This is a genomic window from Mycobacterium sp. shizuoka-1 (assembly GCF_002723835.1).
Classification (GTDB): Bacteria; Actinomycetota; Actinomycetes; order Mycobacteriales; family Mycobacteriaceae; genus Mycobacterium.
The window spans coordinates 26,306-45,964 of record NZ_BEWG01000023.1; the positions used below are offsets into that span (position 1 = coordinate 26,306).

At 64.7% G+C, this 19,659-nt stretch carries 15 protein-coding genes; 10 read left to right on the forward strand and 5 right to left on the reverse strand.

The features are described from left to right. Positions 1-6 precede the first annotated feature (6 nt). The gene (locus tag MSZK_RS07805) at positions 7-1,656 is read right to left on the reverse strand and encodes a GMC oxidoreductase (RefSeq protein WP_099246549.1); all 1,650 of its coding nucleotides are present in this window, start codon (positions 1,654-1,656) and stop codon (positions 7-9) included. Between the two features lie 60 nt (positions 1,657-1,716). Beyond that, positions 1,717-2,886, reverse strand: coding sequence for a glycosyltransferase (locus MSZK_RS07810; RefSeq protein ID WP_142389896.1), 1,170 nt, complete (start codon positions 2,884-2,886; stop codon positions 1,717-1,719). Positions 2,887-3,047: 161 nt separating this feature from the next. Here MSZK_RS07810 and MSZK_RS07815 point away from each other — a divergent pair, with 161 nt between their 5' ends. The 5 genes from MSZK_RS07815 to MSZK_RS07835 all read left to right on the forward strand — a co-directional run bounded on the left by MSZK_RS07815 (position 3,048) and on the right by MSZK_RS07835 (position 8,505). Continuing rightward, a complete protein-coding gene (locus tag MSZK_RS07815; RefSeq protein ID WP_099246553.1) occupies positions 3,048-3,896 on the forward strand; it encodes a class I SAM-dependent methyltransferase in 849 nt (282 codons plus the stop codon). Then, positions 3,896-4,894: a Gfo/Idh/MocA family protein gene (locus tag MSZK_RS07820; protein WP_099246555.1), complete on the forward strand. Its 999-nt coding sequence runs from the start codon at positions 3,896-3,898 to the stop codon at positions 4,892-4,894. Before MSZK_RS07815 ends, MSZK_RS07820 begins: the two co-directional genes overlap by 1 nt. 121 nt (positions 4,895-5,015) lie before the next feature. Next, entirely contained in the window at positions 5,016-6,014 is a 999-nt protein-coding gene (locus MSZK_RS07825) for a Gfo/Idh/MocA family protein (protein ID WP_099246557.1), read from the forward strand. A gap of 52 nt (positions 6,015-6,066) precedes the next feature. Further along, positions 6,067-7,341: a glycosyltransferase gene (locus MSZK_RS07830; protein WP_099246558.1), complete on the forward strand. Its 1,275-nt coding sequence runs from the start codon at positions 6,067-6,069 to the stop codon at positions 7,339-7,341. 3 nt (positions 7,342-7,344) lie between these two features. After that, positions 7,345-8,505 carry an acyltransferase gene (locus MSZK_RS07835; protein WP_099246561.1) on the forward strand — a complete coding sequence of 387 codons (1,161 nt, stop codon included), beginning with the start codon at positions 7,345-7,347 and terminating at the stop codon, positions 8,503-8,505. A 112-nt stretch (positions 8,506-8,617) separates the two neighbouring features. Here the strand turns inward: MSZK_RS07835 and MSZK_RS07840 are convergent, their stop codons facing one another. From MSZK_RS07840 to MSZK_RS07850, 3 genes are all read right to left on the reverse strand, one after another. Further along, positions 8,618-9,739 (reverse strand): class I SAM-dependent methyltransferase, encoded by a 1,122-nt coding sequence (locus tag MSZK_RS07840; protein WP_099246563.1) that lies wholly within the window; start codon positions 9,737-9,739, stop codon positions 8,618-8,620. Between the two features lie 60 nt (positions 9,740-9,799). Next, positions 9,800-11,440: a GMC oxidoreductase gene (locus MSZK_RS07845; protein WP_099246595.1), complete on the reverse strand. Its 1,641-nt coding sequence runs from the start codon at positions 11,438-11,440 to the stop codon at positions 9,800-9,802. Positions 11,441-11,551: 111 nt separating this feature from the next. Further along, positions 11,552-12,931: a PE-PPE domain-containing protein gene (locus MSZK_RS07850; RefSeq protein WP_158230559.1), complete on the reverse strand. Its 1,380-nt coding sequence runs from the start codon at positions 12,929-12,931 to the stop codon at positions 11,552-11,554. Between the two features lie 295 nt (positions 12,932-13,226). Here MSZK_RS07850 and MSZK_RS07855 point away from each other — a divergent pair, with 295 nt between their 5' ends. From MSZK_RS07855 to MSZK_RS07875, 5 genes are all read left to right on the forward strand, one after another. Beyond that, complete coding sequence (locus tag MSZK_RS07855) at positions 13,227-14,495, forward strand: glycosyltransferase (RefSeq protein WP_099246567.1); 1,269 nt, start codon at positions 13,227-13,229, stop codon at positions 14,493-14,495. Between the two features lie 131 nt (positions 14,496-14,626). Further along, positions 14,627-16,009, forward strand: coding sequence for a nucleotide sugar dehydrogenase (locus MSZK_RS07860; RefSeq protein ID WP_099246569.1), 1,383 nt, complete (start codon positions 14,627-14,629; stop codon positions 16,007-16,009). Between the two features lie 48 nt (positions 16,010-16,057). Next, positions 16,058-17,062 (forward strand): NAD(P)-dependent oxidoreductase, encoded by a 1,005-nt coding sequence (locus MSZK_RS07865; protein WP_099246571.1) that lies wholly within the window; start codon positions 16,058-16,060, stop codon positions 17,060-17,062. An 8-nt stretch (positions 17,063-17,070) separates the two neighbouring features. Next, complete coding sequence (locus MSZK_RS07870; protein ID WP_099246573.1) at positions 17,071-18,384, forward strand: glycosyltransferase; 1,314 nt, start codon at positions 17,071-17,073, stop codon at positions 18,382-18,384. Beyond that, positions 18,381-19,658 carry a glycosyltransferase gene (locus tag MSZK_RS07875; RefSeq protein WP_099246575.1) on the forward strand — a complete coding sequence of 426 codons (1,278 nt, stop codon included), beginning with the start codon at positions 18,381-18,383 and terminating at the stop codon, positions 19,656-19,658. Before MSZK_RS07870 ends, MSZK_RS07875 begins: the two co-directional genes overlap by 4 nt. Position 19,659: the final 1 nt, after the last annotated feature.

The window sequence follows — 19,659 nt, forward strand, 5'->3', positions numbered from 1 at the left end:
TGGATGCTAATTGGCGAAGTGCGCTCCGTTGATGTGCTCGGCTACCCGCAGCGCATTGGCTGCGATGGTCAGGCTCGGGTTGATCCCGCTGCTGGAGGGGAAGAACGACGCGTCCACCACGTAGAGGTTGTCCACGTCGTGCGCCCTGTTGTTCGGGTCCAGCACACTGATGGCCGGATCGGTGCCGAAGCGGACCGTACCGCAGACGTGTCCGAGGGTGCCGTTGTTCTCGCCAGTGCGCAGGGTGAGGGTGCGGAATGGCTGCAATACCTCTTTGAGCGCGCCCAGGAACACCTCGCGGCGTTCGATCTCGTTCGGGTGCAGGTGGTACTGCAGTCGCAGCCGCTGTCGGCCGTCGGTGCTGGGCCGGTCGCTCGGCAGGACACGGTTGTCCCGGTAGGGGAGATCTTCCATGATCGCGGCGAGGACCAGTCCGCCGCTGATCACCCGGTCGTAGACCGGCCGCGCGACTGGACTGGTCCAACGCAGCGCTTTCGCTATCCAGCCGGGTTGATTCATCATCATGTCGATGGGTGCCAACGAGGCCATCGAGCTGGCCGACTGCACGGTGCCGTACTTCTGGCCGTCGATGAAATAGAAGTCGTTGAGGCCGATCTCCTTGTTTTCGGCGGTGATCTTGCTGCCGCGCTGCGGCCAGATTTCGATCCAGTCCATGACGTGACGCATCAGGTTGCGGCCCACCATGTCTGAGCGATTTGCCAGCCCGCGTGTCCAATCGCCGGACCGCGAGTTGAGCAACAGGACCGGGGTGGCCAGCGCGCCTGCAGCCAGCACCACGATCTTGGCTTTGAGGGCGAGCATGTCGTTGTGGCGCTGACAGATCACTCGTTGTACCCGCGTGCGGTCCGCCTCGAGCCGCAGAACCCGGCACTCGGCCAGCAGCTGGGCACCGTAATCGGCAACCGCCGGCAGTACCCCGCTTCGGCCGCCGTCGTACTTGCAGCCCTTCGGGCACAGGTAGGCCTGGCAGGTCGCGCAGTCGTCGGTGTAGTCACAGGCCATCGGCAAGTGGTACGGATGTAGCCCGCGCCCTGCCAGATAGTTGACCAGCGGCTGATTGTCGGCGGAAAAGGGTGGCGCGGTCGGCAGCCCGACGGTGGCCGCTTCCGGTCTAAGGGGATCGGCGTCGCCGCGGACCCCGAGGAGTTTCTCGGCCTCGGTGTACCAGGGAGCCAGCTCTTCGTAGGAGATCGGCCACGACTCTGGCACCGTGGATTCGCCCGGGTCGGAGAAGAACTGGCGGGGAGTGAAGTCGTCGACGAAGAACCGTTCGCAGACCATGCCGTAAAGGGCCGACGATCCGCCGGGTCCGGCCCCGATGTACGGGACGAATTTCCTCGGGAAGCGGCCGCTGATGTCGGTGATCTCGTCGGTGCTGCGCCCGCCGCGGGCGAGAGCGTCGTAGTAGGTCGTCTTCGAGCGGGAGGCTTGCGGTTCGGCTATTTCGGGCATCGCCGAGCGAATCGTTCCGGGGGTCCCCGGCAGCGTCGAGCGGCCCTTTTCCACGAACAGAACTCGGCGGCCGGAGCGCGCGAGTCGTTGGCCCAGCATGCCGCCACCCATACCGGCACCCACGACGATCACGTCCCACTCGACGCGTTCTGCCTCACGCCCAGTCAATTCGCCGTCAGGCACTATCGAGCTCCTCGGTGAGATGGCCCAAAACTGGCCTGGTCTGGGCGATTCGGGATGGTATCAACGCAGGCTCAGAAACGTGGCAAGTTCGTCGTCGTGGCGGTCGCGTTGGAAGCGCTGAGACGATCCAAGGGCGCCACGGGCGAGGCGCCGTCGCAGGTCCTCGTCCGCTTCGAGCATCATGAGGTTGGCCGCCAAGGCGCCCGCGTCTCCAGCCGGGCTGAGCAGTCCGGCCACACCAGGTTCGATGATCTCCGGGGTGCCGCCGGAATTCGTGCCGCATACCGGGAGCCCGGCACGCATTGCCTCGACGGTGACTCGGCCGAACGCCTCGCTTTGGCTGCACATCAGCCCGACGTGCGCGGCCGCCCAGAAGGGCGCCAGATCGCGGGTGGGGCCGTGAATGCTCACAAGGTCTGCGACACCCAGTTGTTCGGCAAGGCTGTGCAGGGGTTGATGGCTGCCGGTGCCGACCAGCGTCAACTCGATATCGATACCGGCGTTGCGGGCGACGGCGATGGCTTCGATCGCCAGATTCTGACCCTTGGCCTCGGAGAAGTAGCCGACCAGGATGACGCGCAGGCGCTCGCCGGGCTGACGCTGTGGCGGCGTAGCCAGTGCGGAGTCGACCACGGGGTACAGCACGTGCGTTTTCATCGTGGGGTCCAGCGAGAGCATCGCCTGCTCAACGGCATGTGAATTGCAGATCACCGAGTCCGATAGCCGACCGACCATGCGGACGGTCCTGCGGTAGCCGAACAGGAACCACAGTTGATGGTCGTCTCTGCCGAACTCGCGGACTATCCAGTGGTGCGGGATGCGCAGGATCTTGGCGGCGATGGCGTGCGAGGGAATGGTCATGGTGTTGGTGAGCACCATCGTCGGGCGCCGCCGGATGAAGAACACCAGTGCCTGCAGAATGCCCGGCAGAAGGATCGCGGTGTACGGGAGCCAGCCGATCAGCACGTGCGGGTCGAGATACCGGGAGCGCGACCATTTGCCAAAACCCCACCACGGGGTCCATGCGATTTTGACCTCGACGCCGTCGTCGGCGCACCGGCGCGCCACGTCACCCTTCTGCGGGATGACCGCGACGACCTCCACGTCGGGCCGCATGCTCCGGAGCGCGAGCAGCATGTCCCGGAATCCGACCACGCCGCCGCCGCCGAATTTACTGACGTTCGAGACCACCACGACCCGGGCGGCAGCATTGTCACTAGCGGCAGACACCGCCAGAGCTTATGCGACGACCAGCAGGCCTTAATCGGTAATCGGTGCTACGAAATGGTGGGTTGGCGTACCCTTCACCACGGCCACCTGAGCGCCCCGGCGCGGCGAACTGGAATTTGCTGTCCCGGGAATGGAGCAGTCATGCAAGGAGCGCACGTCCGATGACCGATGTCATGCCCGTAACCGAAACGGCGTTGGTCCCCTTGTGGTGCCGTGCGAGCGAATCGCGTCGGGCTGACGCGATCTTCGACGACCCTATGGCGATTCGGCTCGTCGACTCGCTGGACTACGACTTCACCAAGTTCAAGATCTCCGCCGAACGGCAAGACTTCGCGCTGCGTGCACTTGCCTACGACATCGGCGCGCGCAACTACGTGTCGGCGCACCCCAAGGCCACTGTGGTGGCGCTCGGTGAAGGCCTGCAGACGAGTTTCTGGCGCCTCGACGCGGCGGGCGTCGGCCACGAGTTCCGTTGGCTGACCGTAGATTTCCCGCCCAACATCACGCTGCGTGAGCAGTTGCTGCCGCATGTGGCCCGGATGTCGGCATGCGCTCAGTCGGTGCTGGACTTCAGCTGGATGGATCAGGTCGATCCCGGCAACGGTGTGTTCGTCACCGCCGAGGGCCTGTTGCCGTACCTGGAGCCCGACGAGGCGATCGACCTGATCGGAGAATGCGCGCGCCGTTTTCCCGGTGGTCAGATGATGTTCGACCTTCCGCCGAAGGTCCAGGCTCAGCTGGCTGCGCGGCCGCGGCTGTGGAAGTTCCTGCGCCGCGACTGGCCGCGGACGCCGTTCAGCCTCACCGTGCGCGAACTCGCCACGTTGGCGCATACCGTGCCGGGGGTTCGGGCGGTGCACGACCTACCGCTGCCCCGAGGTCGCGGCCCGCTGTTCGACACGTTGTTGTCTAAGACCCGGGGCCTGCCGATCGACCGGCCGCTTCGTCGGTGGGTCGGCATGAACTGGCCGACGATCGCGACGCTGACCCTGCTCGAGTTCGAGGACTAGTGCCGGGGCGGGTCCGGATCGGCATCCTGGGTGCGGCCCAGATCGCCCCGGCGGCGCTGATCGCCCCGGCGCAGGGCAACGCCGAGGTCGTGGTGGCCGCGGTGGCGGCACGGGACGTGTCGCGCGCCAGAGCCTTCGCGACCAAGCACGGTGTTGCCCGGGTGCACGACAGCTACGAGGCGCTGATCGCCGATCCGGATGTGGATGCGGTGTACAACCCACTGCCAAATGGTCTGCATGGCAGGTGGACTCGGGCCGCACTCGAGGCCGGTAAGCACGTGCTGTGCGAGAAGCCGTTCACCGCCAATGCCGCCGAGGCCCGTGCGATCGCCGAGCTGGCCGCCGGGTCGGACCGGGTGGTCATGGAGGCCTTCCATTATCGGTACCACCCGTTTGCCCTGCGCGCTGAGGAGATCATCGCTTCGGGGGAGCTGGGCACGCTGCAACGGGTGGACGTCGCCTTCTGCTTTCCGCTGCCGAAGTTCTCCGATATCCGCTACAACTATTCCCTCGCGGGCGGGGCCACCATGGACGCCGGCTGCTATGCGGTCCACATGCTGCGTACCTTCGGCGGCGCGACCCCGGAAGTCGTTTCCGCGCAGGCGAAGTTGCGCGACAGCCGGGTGGACCGGGCGATGACGGCGCACGTCCGCTTTCCCGCGGGGCACACCGGCCGGCTGCGCTGTTCGATGTGGTCGGCCGACCTGCTGAGGATCAGTCTGCGGGTGACCGGTGATCGCGGCGAGTTGTATGTGCTCAATCCCTTGCTGCCGCATCTCTTTCATCGATTCTCGGTGCGATCCGGCGGCGGCAAGCGAGTGGAGCGATTCCCGCGCCGCACCACCTACGCCTACCAGCTGGATGCGTTCGCTGCGGCGGTGCTGCGCGGCGAGCCGGTGCGGACGACACCCGAGGATGCGATCGAGACCATGAGCGTCATCGATTCGATCTACCGTGCTGCGGGCCTTCCGGTCCGCGAGCCAAGTCGAGCCTCGTAGCTGACGGTAATGTCAATTCAGGCCATACTCGGTAGAACACGTTCTAGTATGCCTCGTGACGTGGTGTCGGGTTGATTGACCCTGGTCACCGCCGTCGGCCGCCGATGAGGAGAGACAAGTAATGCCTGACAGCGCTGGCCGGGTACGTATCGGCATCTTGGGGGCGTCCAGCTTCGCGCCCACAACGATGATCAACCCGGCCAAGGGGAACCGCGATGTCGTGGTGGCCGCCGTGGGTGCCCGCGACCAGCCCAGCGCCGATGCATTCGCGGCGAAATACGGCATCGCCAAGGCATATGGCAGCTATGAAGCGTTGATCGACGATCCGGATCTGGATGCCATCTACGTGTTGGTGCCGACCAGCATGCATGGCAAGTGGACGAAGGTTGCGCTGGCCGCCGGCAAGCACGTGTTGGTCGAGAAGCCGTTCACGGCGAACGCCGCCGAAGCCCAGGAGATCGCCGACCTGGCGGCCAAGTCGGACCGCGTGGTGATGGAGGCGATCCAATTCCGCCACCACCCGTTGACCCGGCGCGTCGAGCAGATCATCGCCTCCGGTGAGCTCGGCACTTTGCAGCGAGTCGATGTCACGTTGTGCGTGATGCTGCCGACGTTCAAGGCGAATTGCTACAACTATGCCCTGGGCGGCGGCGCGATGATGGACGCCGGCAGCTATGTGACGAACATGGCCCGTACCTTCGGTGGTTCCACCCCGGACGTCGTCTCGGCCCGGGCCAAGCTCCAGAAGCCCCAGGTGGACCGGGCCATGACGGCTGAGCTGCGCTATGCAGGCGGCCACGTGGGTCGGCTGCGGTGCGCGCTGTGGTCGGGGAATCTGTTTCGGGCCAGCGCCAAAGTGGTCGGTGATGACGGCGAGCTGAACTGGCTCAGCCCGGCGGCCCCCAACCTGTTTCCTCGGCTGTCGGTTCGGTCGGCAGACGGAAAGCGGTCTGAGCGTTTCTCGCGCCGCACCACGTACTCGTTCCAACTGGAAGCCTTCGCCGATTCGGTACTCCGCGGAGCGCCGGTGCGGACATCCCCGCAGGATGCGGTCGAGAACATGAGCGTCATCGATGCGGTCTATCGCGCCGCCGGCCTTCCGATCCGGGAACCGAGCTGACGATGTCGGCAACCCCGGTGCGCGTCGGTGAGGCTGAGAGGCCAGATCAGCAATGAAGGTGGTCTTGGCGTGCCACGGCGTCCGCGGTGACGTCGAACCCTGCGTCGTCATCGGTCGTGAGTTGCAGCGCAGGGGCCACGACGTGAAGATCGCGGTCCCGCCGAATGTGGTTGCCTTTGCCGAGGCAGCCGGTCTGACCGCAGTCGCGTGGGGCGACGAATCGCAGGTCATGATGGACGCGCAGCGCGACTACTGGACTGCCTTTTTCCGAATCCCTTGGAAGCCAAAAGATCTGGAGAGGTTGGGCGCTCACATCGGCGAGATCGTCGCCAAGTGCTGGACGAAGGAGGCGTTCTCGACGCTGACATCGCTCGCCGAGGGGGCGGACCTGATCATCGCTGGTTATGGCTTCGAGCAGTTCTCGGCCAACGTCGCGGAGTACTACGGTATCCCGCTGGTCACCGTGGACTTCTTTCCTACCCGGGCCAACGGCAGGGTGCTGCCTTTACTCCCGCCGGCGATCGGTCGCGCGGTGATGAAGGGCTATGAACGCATGGCCTGGAGCGGAGTCGTGAAAGACGTCGAGGACACCCAGCGCCGTGAACTTGGCCTGCCGCCGGCGACGACACCCTGGCCGCAGCGGATCGCAGAACGCGGTTCGCTGGAAATCCAAGGCTACGACGACGAATGGATTCCCGGGCTGGCCGCTGAATGGGCGCACTGGGGCGGCAAGAGACCGTTCGTCGGGACGCTGACCCTGGAGTCGGCCACGGACTTCGACGACGAGGTTGCATCGTGGATCGCCGACGGCAAGCCGCCGATCTTCTTCGGCTTCGGCAGTGTGCCTGTGGGGTCGCCGGCTGACACGATCGCCATGATCAGCGCGGTCAGTGAGCGACTGGGCGAGCGGGCGCTGGTCGGCGCAGGGTCCACCGACTTCAGCGCGATCGCGCACCCGGAGCACGTCAAGCTGGTCGGGTTGGTGAATTTTGCCGCGGTGTTCCCACGCTGTCGGGCGGTCGTGCACCACAGCGGCGCCGGCACCATTGCCGCATGCCTGCGGGCGGGGGTGCCGCAGGTGGGGCTGTGGACGCTGCCGGACCAGGGGCTGCGCACCAACCAACTCAGACGGTTGAAGTTGGGCACGGGGCGGCGCTTCGCCAACACGACCGAGAAATCGTTGGTCGCAGATCTGCGGACGGTGTTGGCCCCGGGATACGTCACACGGGCCCGTGAGTTCGCGTCCTGCATGACGACGCCGGCCGAAAGCGCCGCCGCCGCCACCGATCTCGTGGAAGACTTCGTGCGCGTCGGGCGTGTTTGCTGATCGATGAGTGCGAATCCGGAAGTCGTTGGCGACAACGAAGACAAGAGCGTCACCCGGTGGGGGAGACCCACCCTCGCAGAGGCATTCGATCCGCAGAACAACGCACTGAATGCATGGCGATTGATCTTGGCGACCGGCGTTATTCTCTGGCACGCCTGGCCGCTGACGGGCCGCACCATCACATTCGAACCGGCTCACCAGCTACTTCGCGATGGTTGGGTAGACGGGTTCTTTGCCATCTCCGGATTCCTCATCACCTGGAGTTGGTTCAGGCAGCAACGAGTTCGGGACTACTTCCTGGCTCGATGCCTGCGTCTGCTTCCCGGGCTGTGGGTTTGTCTTATTGTGACCGCGTTCGTCATCGCGCCGATCGCTGTCCTCATTCAAGGTGGCTCGCCCGCCAAACTCTTGTCGTCGCGCGCACCTTTCGAGTATGTCCTCGGCAACAGTGCGGTGCTCCTGACCGAACATGACATCGCAGGAACGCCATCCGGGATCCCATGGCTCGGCGAGTGGAACGGGTCGCTCTGGACCCTGTTCTGGGAGGTGGCCTGCTACCTCGCTATTGCCGGTCTGGGCATTGTTGGCCTGCTCCGACGTCGGTGGGTGATCCCCGCATTGTTGGCGCTGATGGTCTATTGGTCGGCGATACTGCCACCGTATGCCGCACTGATCGAGGCCCCTCCAGGCGCGAAACTACACATCGATGCGGCGACCCAACAGCTAGTCACAAACGGGATCGCCGCGCGTTTCGGCGTTATGTTTCTCGCGGGTGCGCTCCTCTACCGGCTTCGCAATGTGATTCCGGCACGGTGGTCGCTAGTCGCGGTCAGCGTCGCGCTTGTTCTTGCTGCGAGTGCGTTGCCCAACTATCGGGTTGTTGCGGCTGTGCCTCTTGCTTATGCCATCATCGTCTCGGGCGCACTCATCCGAAACAAGCGGCTTTCGCTGAGGACGGATTTGTCGTACGGGGTCTACATCTACGCATTTCCCATACAACAGTTGCTGGTGATTTGTGGACTCGCCTTTTTGCATCCGGTGATACTTGCGATTGTTGCCACTTTCGTCACACTGCCACTGGCGGCTTTGAGCTGGTTCCTGGTCGAAAAACCCGCAATGGCACTGAAAACTCGTCTTAAGCGCAAAGTTCCTCCCGCAGGGTAACGGCTGCTGGTCCAAATTCGGGTTCGCGGCCGAAGGCCGACGCATCGGAAACCCAGTTGCGCGGCTCGTATGGTCGGGTTGTCGGCCCGACCGGCTCAATTGCGGTGAAGTGCTATCGCCCAGCCGACCCAAGAGTCCCCAGCCCGGTGATCTCCAGGCTGACCGATTTCCGTACTCCTGCTGCGCCGAGCATGAACAAAATGTCGCCCGGAGGCGCACCCAACCAGAACCGCCAGAATCGGCGGCTGAAGATTTTCCACAGATAGCGACCGTCCAGCAGATGTACCGCGACAGCAGCCAGTCGATAAAGCGGTCGCTTCCAGCGTGAAGTGACCATCTCCGCATTCATCTCGCCGATCTCCAGGCCCCAGGCCCGATACCGGAATTCCAGACCGTAGCGATTCTGGAACTCGAAGAATGCGCGCATCTCACCATTGGTGACCAGGTATTCGTCGAAGACCAGAATCGACCCCTCGACGAACCGCTCTCTGCAGGTCTCCAGCGCATGCAGGCAGCTTTCATAGGTGTCCAAGTCCATGTGGAAGAGCCGGATCGGCGCGCCCGGTCGCGCCGCCAAGAACGGGGCCAGCGTGTCATAGGTGCTGCCCTTGACGAACTGCACCTTGCGGCCCAGCGCGGCCGGTATGCCGTCGTGGAGTGTCACGCCGGTGTCGCGAATGAAGCGCTGCGCGAGGGGATCGGAGAGGGAGAAGGTGCCCTGCTTGATGACGAACTGATCTTCGATCGGCCAGTCTTCGACGAGCCCTTCGAAAGTGTCGAAGCCGTAGACCGTTCGGTCGGCGGCATCCGATGTGAGCCGGGTCGACCAGCCGATCCAGACGCCCAGGTCGAGCAGGAGTTCATCGGCATTGTCCGGGGTCGGCGTCGCCAGTCGGGCGGCCTCCCACAGCAGTGGGTGACCCGGAATCTTGCAGCGGCGGATCTCCGTCAGCGTGTCGGCGATGAAGTCCCGATATGCCTCGTCGTAAAGCCGGACATCTTTCGCATACAGGTTGGGGATAAAACGATCACGGCCGCGGTACATCAGGCGTGCGATGAGCAGCATCACCACAAGCGCGCCGACAGCGATGAGAACAAGGGGTGAGTAGAAGCACGCCACGGCCGCTGCAAGCAGCATGGCAACCAGAACGGCCTTCCAAACCCGGTGGATGGCCGTCCGATCCACCGTCTGCCTCGTCGGCTCGGCTGTTCTGCTATCGACCACGCTCACCATCGACCTCCCGATTCCTCGACAGACTAGGGCCTACTCGGTGGTCGCGGGGCCCGATCGGCGTCAGCCAGCAAAGATTGACTCATTGAGGTGCGCCGCCACGCGCAAGGCGTTGGCCGCAACCGTCAGGCTCGGGTTCAGTCCGGCGCTCGACGGAAAGAACGACGTGTCCACCACATAGAGGTTGTCCACCTCGTGAGCACGGTTGTGCGCGTCCAGAACGCTGGTCGCGGGATCGGTACCGAAACGGCAGGTACCGCAAACGTGTCCCATATTCGAGTTCTCCTTACCGCTGCCCAGAGTGCGGGTGCGGAACGGCTTCAGTATCTCCTTGAACAGCCGCAAGAACGCCGCATGGCGCTCGAGTTCTCCCGTGTGCAGCCGGTACTGAATCCGCATCCGCTGGCGGCCGTCCGAGCCGGGCCGCTCCGAGAGCAGTACCCGGTTGTCCCGATAGGGGAGGTCCTCCATCATGGCGGCGAGGATCAGTCCGCCGGTGAAGAACTTCTCGTACACCCGACGCACCGCCGGCGTCATCAGTCGCAGGGCCCGCCCCTGCGCGCCGGGGCGGTTGATCAGCCACTCCATCGGCGGGATCGAACCGAACGACTGCACGGTTCCGTACTTCTGGCCCTGATAGAAGTAGAAGTCGTTGAGCCCGATCTCCTTGTTGGCTGCCGTGATCGCCGAGTCGGACTGCGGCCAGATCTCGATCGGGTCGAGGAGGTGGCGCATCAGGTTGCGCCCCACCATATCTGAGCCGTTGGCCAGTCCACGTGGCCACTCACCGGAGCGGGAGTTGAGCAGTAGCACCGGAGTGGCCAGCGCGCCGGCGGCCAGCACCACCACCTTGGCCCGCAGGGCGAGTCGACCGTCCGGATGCTCGCAGATCACTCGTCTGACCTGGCTTCGGTCGGCTTCCAGATGTACCACCCGACATTCGGTCAGGAGTTGGGCACCGTATTCGGTGATGGCAGGAAGTACGCCGTTGCGGGCGGAATCGTTCTTGCACGATTTGGAGCAGAGGAACGTCTGACACGTTGCGCAGTCGGGGGTGTAATCGCAGGCCATCGGCAGGTGATACGGATGGAGACCACGACCGGTCAGATAATCCACAATCGGTTGGTTGTCAGCCGAAAAGGGCGGCGCAGCAGGCAGGTTGACGTCGGCCGCCTCCGGCCTCAGCGGATCGGGCTGGCCGCGGACCCCCAACAGCTTCTCGGCGTCGGCGTACCAGGGCCGCATCTGCTCGTAGCTGACCGGCCAAGCCTCCGGCACGGTGGAGTCGCCGGGGTCGGCAAAATTCTGCCGGGGAGTGAAATCACGGGCGAAGAACCGCTCGCACACCATGCCGTAGAGCGCCGAGGATCCGCCGGTTCCACTGCCGATGAAGGGCACGAAGCGCTTCGCGCGCCGTCCGCTGATGTCCTCGACCTCATCGGTCGAGCGACCACCGCGCGCCAGCGCGTCGAAGTAGGTTGCCGTTGACCGGGCCGCCGCCGGCTCGGCCAGCTCCGGCATCGCCGAGCGAATGGTCCGCGGGGTCCCTGGCAGGGTTGAGCGTCCCTTCTCGACGAACAGCACGCGACGGCCAGCTTGAGCCAGCCGATAGCCCAGCATGCCGCCCCCCATGCCGGTGCCCACGACGATCACGTCCCACTCGATGCGTTCCGTCTCGCGCGCTGTCGTTGCGCCGTCAGCCAAAATCGAGCTCCTCAGCATGATGGCCCGAAGATTGGCCTGGACTGGGCGATTCGGGATCGTATCAACGATCAGCTGAGGTTACGGGCGAACACGAGCAATGAGCAGAATTGCCTAGCTTGCTCTTTTCGACACGCCAAGACTCTTGCCGGCAGATGTTGTGGCACGACTGCTCGCGGGGGGTTTCGAAATCACCGAGCGGGCCGCTCGGGGCGCGGACCGGTGCGCCCCGCGCGGCTTGGCGCGACCCACGGCTCTGGTCGTTGGCGCCGAGGCCGTTGTCTTCGAGGTGGTCGCAGGGGTGGTTGCGGTAGCCGGCGGGGAGTCAAGCGCCGCGTATTCGACCTCCGGTCCACCAACGCCGTAGGGCCCTGGTCTTGTCGTGCCGAAGGGGCGGCTGTCGAACACGTCCTGCAGGGCGTTGTCCCAGCCGACCGGGATCGCACGCAAGAAGTCCACGGTCGTTGTGACCGGGTCGGGGAAGTGCAGCAAGTTGAACGACGTCGGTTGTCCGGGGCTGACCGTCCGGTCGTAGCCCGCCTCCACGAGGACGCGCAGTGGCGGATCCAGTGCGGCGGCGAGTGCGGGACCCACGACGGGTATCAGCTGTACCGCCGTCAGCAGCGGGAGAACGGGATTGTGGACCAGGTAGTAGTGAGTGTCACCGTACTGACCCTGATCGACAATTCCCGGTTCGCTCAGAGAGTGATCTGTGTATGTCGTGTGAACGAAGCCCATTCCGGCGTAGGCGTTCAGGACCGCGAGCAAGTTCAGGGGATTCACCGGAAAATCCGATATGCCGTCGTACTGGATCGCGATGTCGACTGTCGCGTACTGAGTGTCCGTGGGCACCGCGCTGCTGAGCTGCTCGTCGCGGCGGACCCCGAGGAGCAGAAAGGTCACCAGACCCGAGGTGTCGCGGGCGGTAAGTGACCCATTCGGCCTCGAATTTCCGATCACCACAAACGTGACGGCGGGACCCTCGCCGGCAGCGTATTCCGCCGCGAGATCGGCCTTTTCCAGCATCGCGATGACTGCGCTCTGCGAGTATCCGAAGACAACAAATGAGTCAGAACCGGATGGTGCAACAGATCCGACGTCCAGGTTGTAGTCGCACACACTCGAGGTGACGCAGCTGTGGAGCTTGGCCAGGCCCTCGTTCACCGATGCCTTAACCGGGAGGGTGCCAACGCGAGGCGCATCTTCCTCCGGCGTGATGACGGCGACGCCGTTGTATGGCCCGTCTGGAATCCCAGTCGAGCCTGTCGACGACGCGGGCGAGACGTAGTTGTTCACGGCGGCATCGACGAACTGTCGGACATAAGGAAGGGTGTCGGGCGGCGTCGACAACGGATGTCCCGTCCCACCCATGACGAGAACTGTTGTCCCGGCTGCCGCAACGGACGTGAGGTACCCGGGAAAGATCGACGTAATGCCGCCGACAACTGTGGCGACAGCCGCCGCAACCAGGGTCGGGAAAAGTCCGCGGCCCACCGATACCCCCCAGATGTGAAACTGCCCCGTCAGTTGCTGAGAATATCCCCACGCCCAAACAATTCGCACATCGCAGCGGTCGGCACCCCCGCCGAATGTTGGCTCGACCGCCGACTTTAGCATTTCGTGGTGACATGCGCGGGGCTCGCGTCGCGGGGTCTCTTCTGACGGTCAGCCAGGTATCTGTCTTTGCTGCCGCGGTTTGCGACCGAACGCTGACTCGGTCGTCAAAAAACCGCAATAATGACCGGTGCTCCCGATCGCTGTCCCCAGGACGGAAAGGCTCCCCACGGCGATGAAACTTGTGCTGTCCAGCTACGGCGGTCGCGGCGACATCGAGCCCGCTGTGGTCGTCGGCCGTGAGTTGCTCCGCCGAGGGCACGACGTGCGCATGGTCGTACCGCCCAATCTGGTCGGGTTCGCCGAGTCGGCCGGGCTCCCGGCAGACGCCTACGGGCTGGAGTCCGACGCCATCCTGGAGCTGCAACGGAGGTACTTCACCTGTTACGGCCGTACTCCCTGGAAGCTCAAGGAGCTCAACCGGATGGCCAGCGAAACCGCGCAATTCGCACAGGAGTGCTGGGCGGATATGACCAGGACGTTGGCCGCGGTGGCGCACGGCGCGGATCTACTGCTCACCGGGCTGATCTTCGAGCAGCCGGCGGCCAACGTTGCGGAGGCCTACGACATCCCACTGGTCACTTTGCATTACTTCCCGTACCGGGTGCACGGCCAGCTGCTGCCGGTGTTGCCGGCGCCGCTGAGCCGCACGGCCATGGCGGTGAACGAGTGGACTGCGTGGCGCGGAACCCGAGACGGTGAGGACGCCCAGCGTCGGGAGTTGGGACTGCCCAAAGCCACCGGCCCAGCGCCACGCCGCATTGCGGCCCGGGATTCGCTGGAAATCCAGGCCTACGACGAGTTGATCTTCCCGGGACTGGCCGCCGAGTGGGCCAAGTGGGGCGACCGTCGGCCATTCGTAGGGGCGTTGGCGATGGCCTCGCCGACAGATTCCGACGAGGAAGTGGCGACGTGGATCGCCGAGGGAACTCCGCCGGTCTTCTTCGGGTTCGGCAGTGTTCCGATCGGATCACCGTCCGACACCATTGCGATGATCGCTGCAGCGTGCGCCCGGTTGGGGGAGCGTGCAATCGTCGGCGCCGGCGGTACCGACTACGGCAGTGCCCCGCAGTACGACCACGTCAAAGTCGTCGGCCAGGTGAACTACGCGACGATCTTCCCGTCGTGCCGTGCGGTGGTGCACCACGGCGGCTCGGGAACCCTCGCCGCCTGCCTGCGGGCCGGCGTGCCCCAACTCGTGCTGTGGACGCTGCCTGACCAGCCTTTTTTCGCCGCTCAACTGAAACGGCTGAAGGTGGGTGCTGGGCGGCGCTTCGCGACCACAACAGAGAATTCGCTGGTCAAGGACCTCCGCCGGATTCTGGCTCCCGACTACGCGACGCGGGCCCGCTCGATCGCGCCGCGAATGACGACACGCGACGACAGCGTCGTTGCTGCGGCCGACCGGGTGGAAGCGTTTGCGCGCCTGAAGTGCCGCGCCTGATCCAGTTTGGTCGGCCCGCCGGATTTCGGTTCGACGGCGTCAATATTCGATTAGGCTGCGCAACGACCAGCCCGGTCATGAGGCCCGGTCCAATTCGGGACGCGCATGGACGTAAGGAGCTATGAACAGCGATGGCTAGAGGCGCGTTCGGACAAAGCGATGCCGAGATCGACCTGCTGGTCCGTGGCATGCGGTCGGGGATCGCAGTTGTCGGCTTCGGCTACATCGGCACGGTGATCGGTGCTGTTCTGGCTGACCGCGGCTGGCCGGTGACGGGAATCGACGTGCGCCCGAACATCGTCGACGAGATCAACCAGGGCCGGACCTCGGTGCCTGAGCCTGGGCTCGGCGCGCTTGTCGCCGACAGCGTCGAGGTTGGGCGTCTTCGCGCTACGTCAGACTTCAGCGTCATCGCCGACAACGACTTCATCATCGTCACCGTCGGTACACCGCTCGGCCCGGACTATGAGCCCATCGTCGACGACATCAAAGCGGCGGCGCGGGCGGTCGGGGAGCACCTGCAGCCCGGTCATCTCGTCATCTTGAAGAGCACCGTGCCACCCGATACCACCGAAACGCTCGTTCGGCCGATTCTGGAAGAGTCCTCCGGCCTGCGTGCGGGGGTCGACTTCGGGCTGGCGTTCTGCCCCGAGCGGCTCGCCGAAGGACAGGCCATCCGGGAACTCACCTCCATTCCCGTTGTGGTCGGCGCCGTCGACGAGCGCAGCGCGCGCAGCTGCGCGACGCTGTGGCGCCACGGCCTCGGCTTGGAGTCGATTGTCGTGGAGGATCCGCGCACCGCCGAGATGGTCAAGCTCGCCGACAATCTGTGGATCGACCTCAACATCGCGATGGCCAATGAACTGGCCAAGGTGTGCGACCGCCTCGACATGGATGTCCTCCAGGTGATCGCTGCGGCCAACTCGATGCCGAAAGGCAGTCACAACGTCAACATTCTGATGCCGAGCATGGGGGTCGGCGGGTACTGCTTGACGAAAGATCCGTGGTTCGTCAACCATCTGGGCGAGACGCTGGGACTGGATCTGCACGTGCCGAAGACGTCGAGGACGGTCAACGACACGATGCCCAGTTACACCTACGGCTTGCTCACCCAGCTGCTGGCCGATCAGGGAAAGACGATCGAGAACAGCAAGATCGCCGTGCTGGGCATTGCGTTCAAGAACAACACCGGCGATTGTCGGCTCACCCCTACCAAGTACGTCGTCGCGTTGCTCGAACAGTCGGGGTGCCAGCTGTCCGTCCATGACCCGTGGGTGCCCGATGAGGAAGCCCACACGGTGACGACGATCCCGCTGAGCCCGGACATCGAGTCCGCGGTCAAAGATGCCGATGCGCTGGTCGTCTTGGCGGGGCACCGGGAATTCCACCAGATTCCCCTGGTCCGGTTGGCGGAGCTGGCGGCAGATCGCTGCGTGTTCCTCGACGGTCGCAACAGCTTCGACCCGGCGGCGGCGCGGGCAGCCGGCTTCATCTACAAGGGAATCGGCCGATAGTCGGCTGCTAGCGTTCCAAAGACCCACCCGCGCAACGAAAGAGCAACTATGTCCAATGTCGTCGTGACGGGCGGCTACGGTTTCATCGGATCGCATTTGGTGTCGGCGCTTCTGCAGCGTGGCGACAGTGTCACCATTTTCGACTTCGCCAAGAACACCCGTGACACCAGTATCGACTTCGACAGCGATCCCAACTTCCGATTCGTGCAGGGCGATGTCACCGACATGGCTGCGCTCGAGCGGGCTCTGACTCCCGATGTCGATCTGGTGTTCCACCTGGCCGCGGTGGTCGGGGTCAAGAACTACATGAACGATCCACTGCAGGTTCTCGACGTCAACGTCATCGGGACGCGAAACGTTCTGGAGTTGAGCCACCGCAATGGCATCCGCGTCGTGTTCGCCAGCACATCCGAGGTGTTCGGCAAGAACCCCAACCCGCCTTTCGCCGAGGACGACGACCGCGTGCTCGGGTCCACGAAGACGGCGCGATGGAGCTACAGCACCAGCAAGGGGATGGCCGAGCATCTGGTCTTCGCGATGCACGCCGCCTACGGACTGCCGGTCACCGTGGTTCGCTACTTCAATGTGTATGGCCCGCGCCAGAATCCGATCTTCGTGGTGTCGCAGACCGTTCATCGCATCCTCAACGGCCGCCCGCCATTGCTCTACGACTCCGGTGACCAAACTCGCTGCTTCACTTATGTCGACGACGCAGTTGCCGGCACCCTGCTCGCCGCCGACAGTGATGCGGCGATCGGCGAAGCATTCAACGTCGGAAGCATGACCGAAACGAGCATGCGTGACGCGGTCGATCTCGCGATCAAGATTGCCGACGTCGATGGGGTGTCCAGTCCTGAACCTGTCGATACCGCAGCACGTTTCGGCGCTCGATACGAGGACATTCCCCGGCGCATCCCGGATTCGACCAAGGCGCAGCGGGAGCTGGGCTGGCGTTTGAAGGTCGATGTCGAAGAGGGGATACGGCGCACCATCGAGTGGGCGCGGGCCAATCCGTGGTATCTCGAGCAACCCGTCGGGGACGGGCAGGGCTAGCGCTCGCGATGAAAATCGTGTTGGCCAACTGGGGATCGCGCGGCGAGGTGGAACCGTTCGCGGTGCTCGGCCGCGAACTCGTGCGTCGCGGGCACGATGTCCGTCTGGTTGTTGCGCCTGACATGGTCAGCTTCGCCCAGTCCGCGGGCACCGAAGCGGTCGCCTACGGCCCGACCGTGCAGGCCGTCATCGAACCGCACCAGGAATACTTCGCCTTGCTCTTCAGCAAGCCCTGGCGCGTCAAGGACCTGTCCAGGCTGGTGCGCGAGTTCGCGGATCCGATCGACCAGTGCCGCAAGGCGGCTGCCGAAACGCTCACGCTCACGGCTGAGAATGCCGACTTGCTGGTGACGGGGATGAACTACGAAGGCATTGCCGCCAATGTCGCAGAGCACGGCGACATCCCGTTGGCCACGCTCCAACATTTCCCGCTGCGCGTCAACGGCCGGCTGCTGCCGTTCCTGCCCGCGCCGTTGGGGCGCGCGGTGATGAAGGTCTCGGAGTGGCTCGCGTGGCGCGGGCACCGGGTCAACGACGACGCGCAGCGAACTGACCTCGGCTTGCCGAAGTCAACGGGGCACTGGACTCGACGGATCGCCGAGCGCGGGGCGATGGAGATCCAGGCGTACGACGCGGTGTGTTTTCCCGGGCTGGCCGACGAGTGGGCGAATTGGAATCGCCAGTCGCCACCTCTGCGGCCCTTCGTCGGCGCACTGACTCTGGAGATGCCGGCCGACGACGATCAGGACGTCACGTCGTGGATCGCCGAGGGCACCCCGCCGATCTTCTTCGGTTTCGGCAGCATGCCGATGGAATCGGCCGCGGAGACGATCGCCATGATCGCCGGTGCCTGCGCCCAACTCGGCGAGCGGGCTTTGATCGGCGCAGGCGTGGCCGACTTCAGTTGCGTGCCTCGATTCGAGCACGTCAAGGTCGTCGGAACCATCAACTATGCCGAGGTCTTCCCGACCTGCCGCGCGATCGTGCACCACGGGGGTTCCGGCACCACAAACGCGGGATTGCGGTCTGGACGCCCCACGATGATCCTGTGGCGGTTGCCCGATCAAGCGTTTTGGGCTGCCCGGCTCAAGCGGCTGAAGGTCGGGACCGGCCGCCGCTTCTTGGCGACCACCGAGAAAACGCTGGTTGCGGACTTGCGCACCATCCTCGCGCCGGCCTACCTCACCCGAGCTCAGCAATTGGCCGCGAAGATGACCAAGCCCGCGGGCAGTGTCACCGCCGCGGCCGACCTTGTGGAGACTTTCGCCCGCATCCATTCGAAAGGCCGCTCGGAGACCCGAAAGGGGCTAGGGCCGCAATGAAATTCGTCCTGGCGAACTGGGGGACCCGTGGTGAAGTGGAACCGTTCGCCGCGATCGGCCGAGAGCTGGTGCGCCGCGGTCACGACGTGCACCTCGTGGTCGCACCGGAAATGGTCGACTTCGCCGAGTCCGCCGGGCCCAAAGCGGTGGCTTTCGGACCGACGTTGCGCGCCGTCGACGACCCGCACCACGAATTCTGGAACCTGTTGTTCAGCAAGCCCTGGAAACTGCGGGAACTGAACGGACTGCTGGGTGCCTTCGCCGGGCTGCTCGATGAGCACCGGGAAGAAGCGAGGAAGACTCTTCTGGCGCTTGCAGGTGACGCCGACACGCTGCTCACCGGGCTGAACTACGAGGGTGTCGCCTCCAATGTGGCCGAGTATTGCGGTACCCCGTTGGCCACGTTGCAGATTTTCCCGCTGCGCGTCAACGGCTACCAAATGCCGTTCCTGCCGCCGCCGCTGTGCCGCTCGACAATGGTTGTGGGCGAGTGGCTGACGCGGCGCGGACACAAAGTCGAAGACGATGCTGAGCGCTTGGCTCTCGGCTTGCCAAAGGCGACCAGCCACTGGACCAAGCGGATGACCGCCGGCGGCGCATTGGAAATCCAGGCGTACGACGTCGAGTGCTATCCGGGGTTGGCCGACGAATGGGCGCCGTACAACGACCAGGAGATTCCCCGGCGGCCCTTTGTCGGCGGCCTCACGATGGAGCTGCCGGCCGCCGAGGATGCCGAGATCGCGTCGTGGATCGCCGCGGGGACACCACCGATCTTCTTCAGTTTCGGCAGCATGCCGGTCGACACCGCAGCCGAGACCATCGGCATGATCGCGCGGGCCTGCGCGCAACTCGGGCAGCGAGCACTGGTCGGCGCAGGCTGGGCCGACTACAGCAGCGTCCCGCGCTATGAGCACGTCAAGATCGTCGGCCCGATGAACTATGCCGAGGTTTTCCCGGCGTGCCGCGCGGTCGTCCACCACGGTGGCTCGGGCACCACGCACGCCGGTCTCCGTGCCGGACGGCCGACGTTGATTCTGTGGATGCTGCCGGACCAGGGGTGCTGGGGATCTCGCCTCAAGAAGCTGAAAGTGGGCGCCGGCCGCCGATTTGTGGGCACCACCGAGGAAACGCTGGTGGCGGACTTGCGCACCATCCTTGCCCCTGAATACCTCACCCGTGCCGAAGAACTCGCGTCGCGAATGACCAAGCCCGCCGACAGTGTCGCCGCCGCGGCCGAGCTGCTGGAGAAGTTCGCGCTGTCGCGTCGCGGTTGAC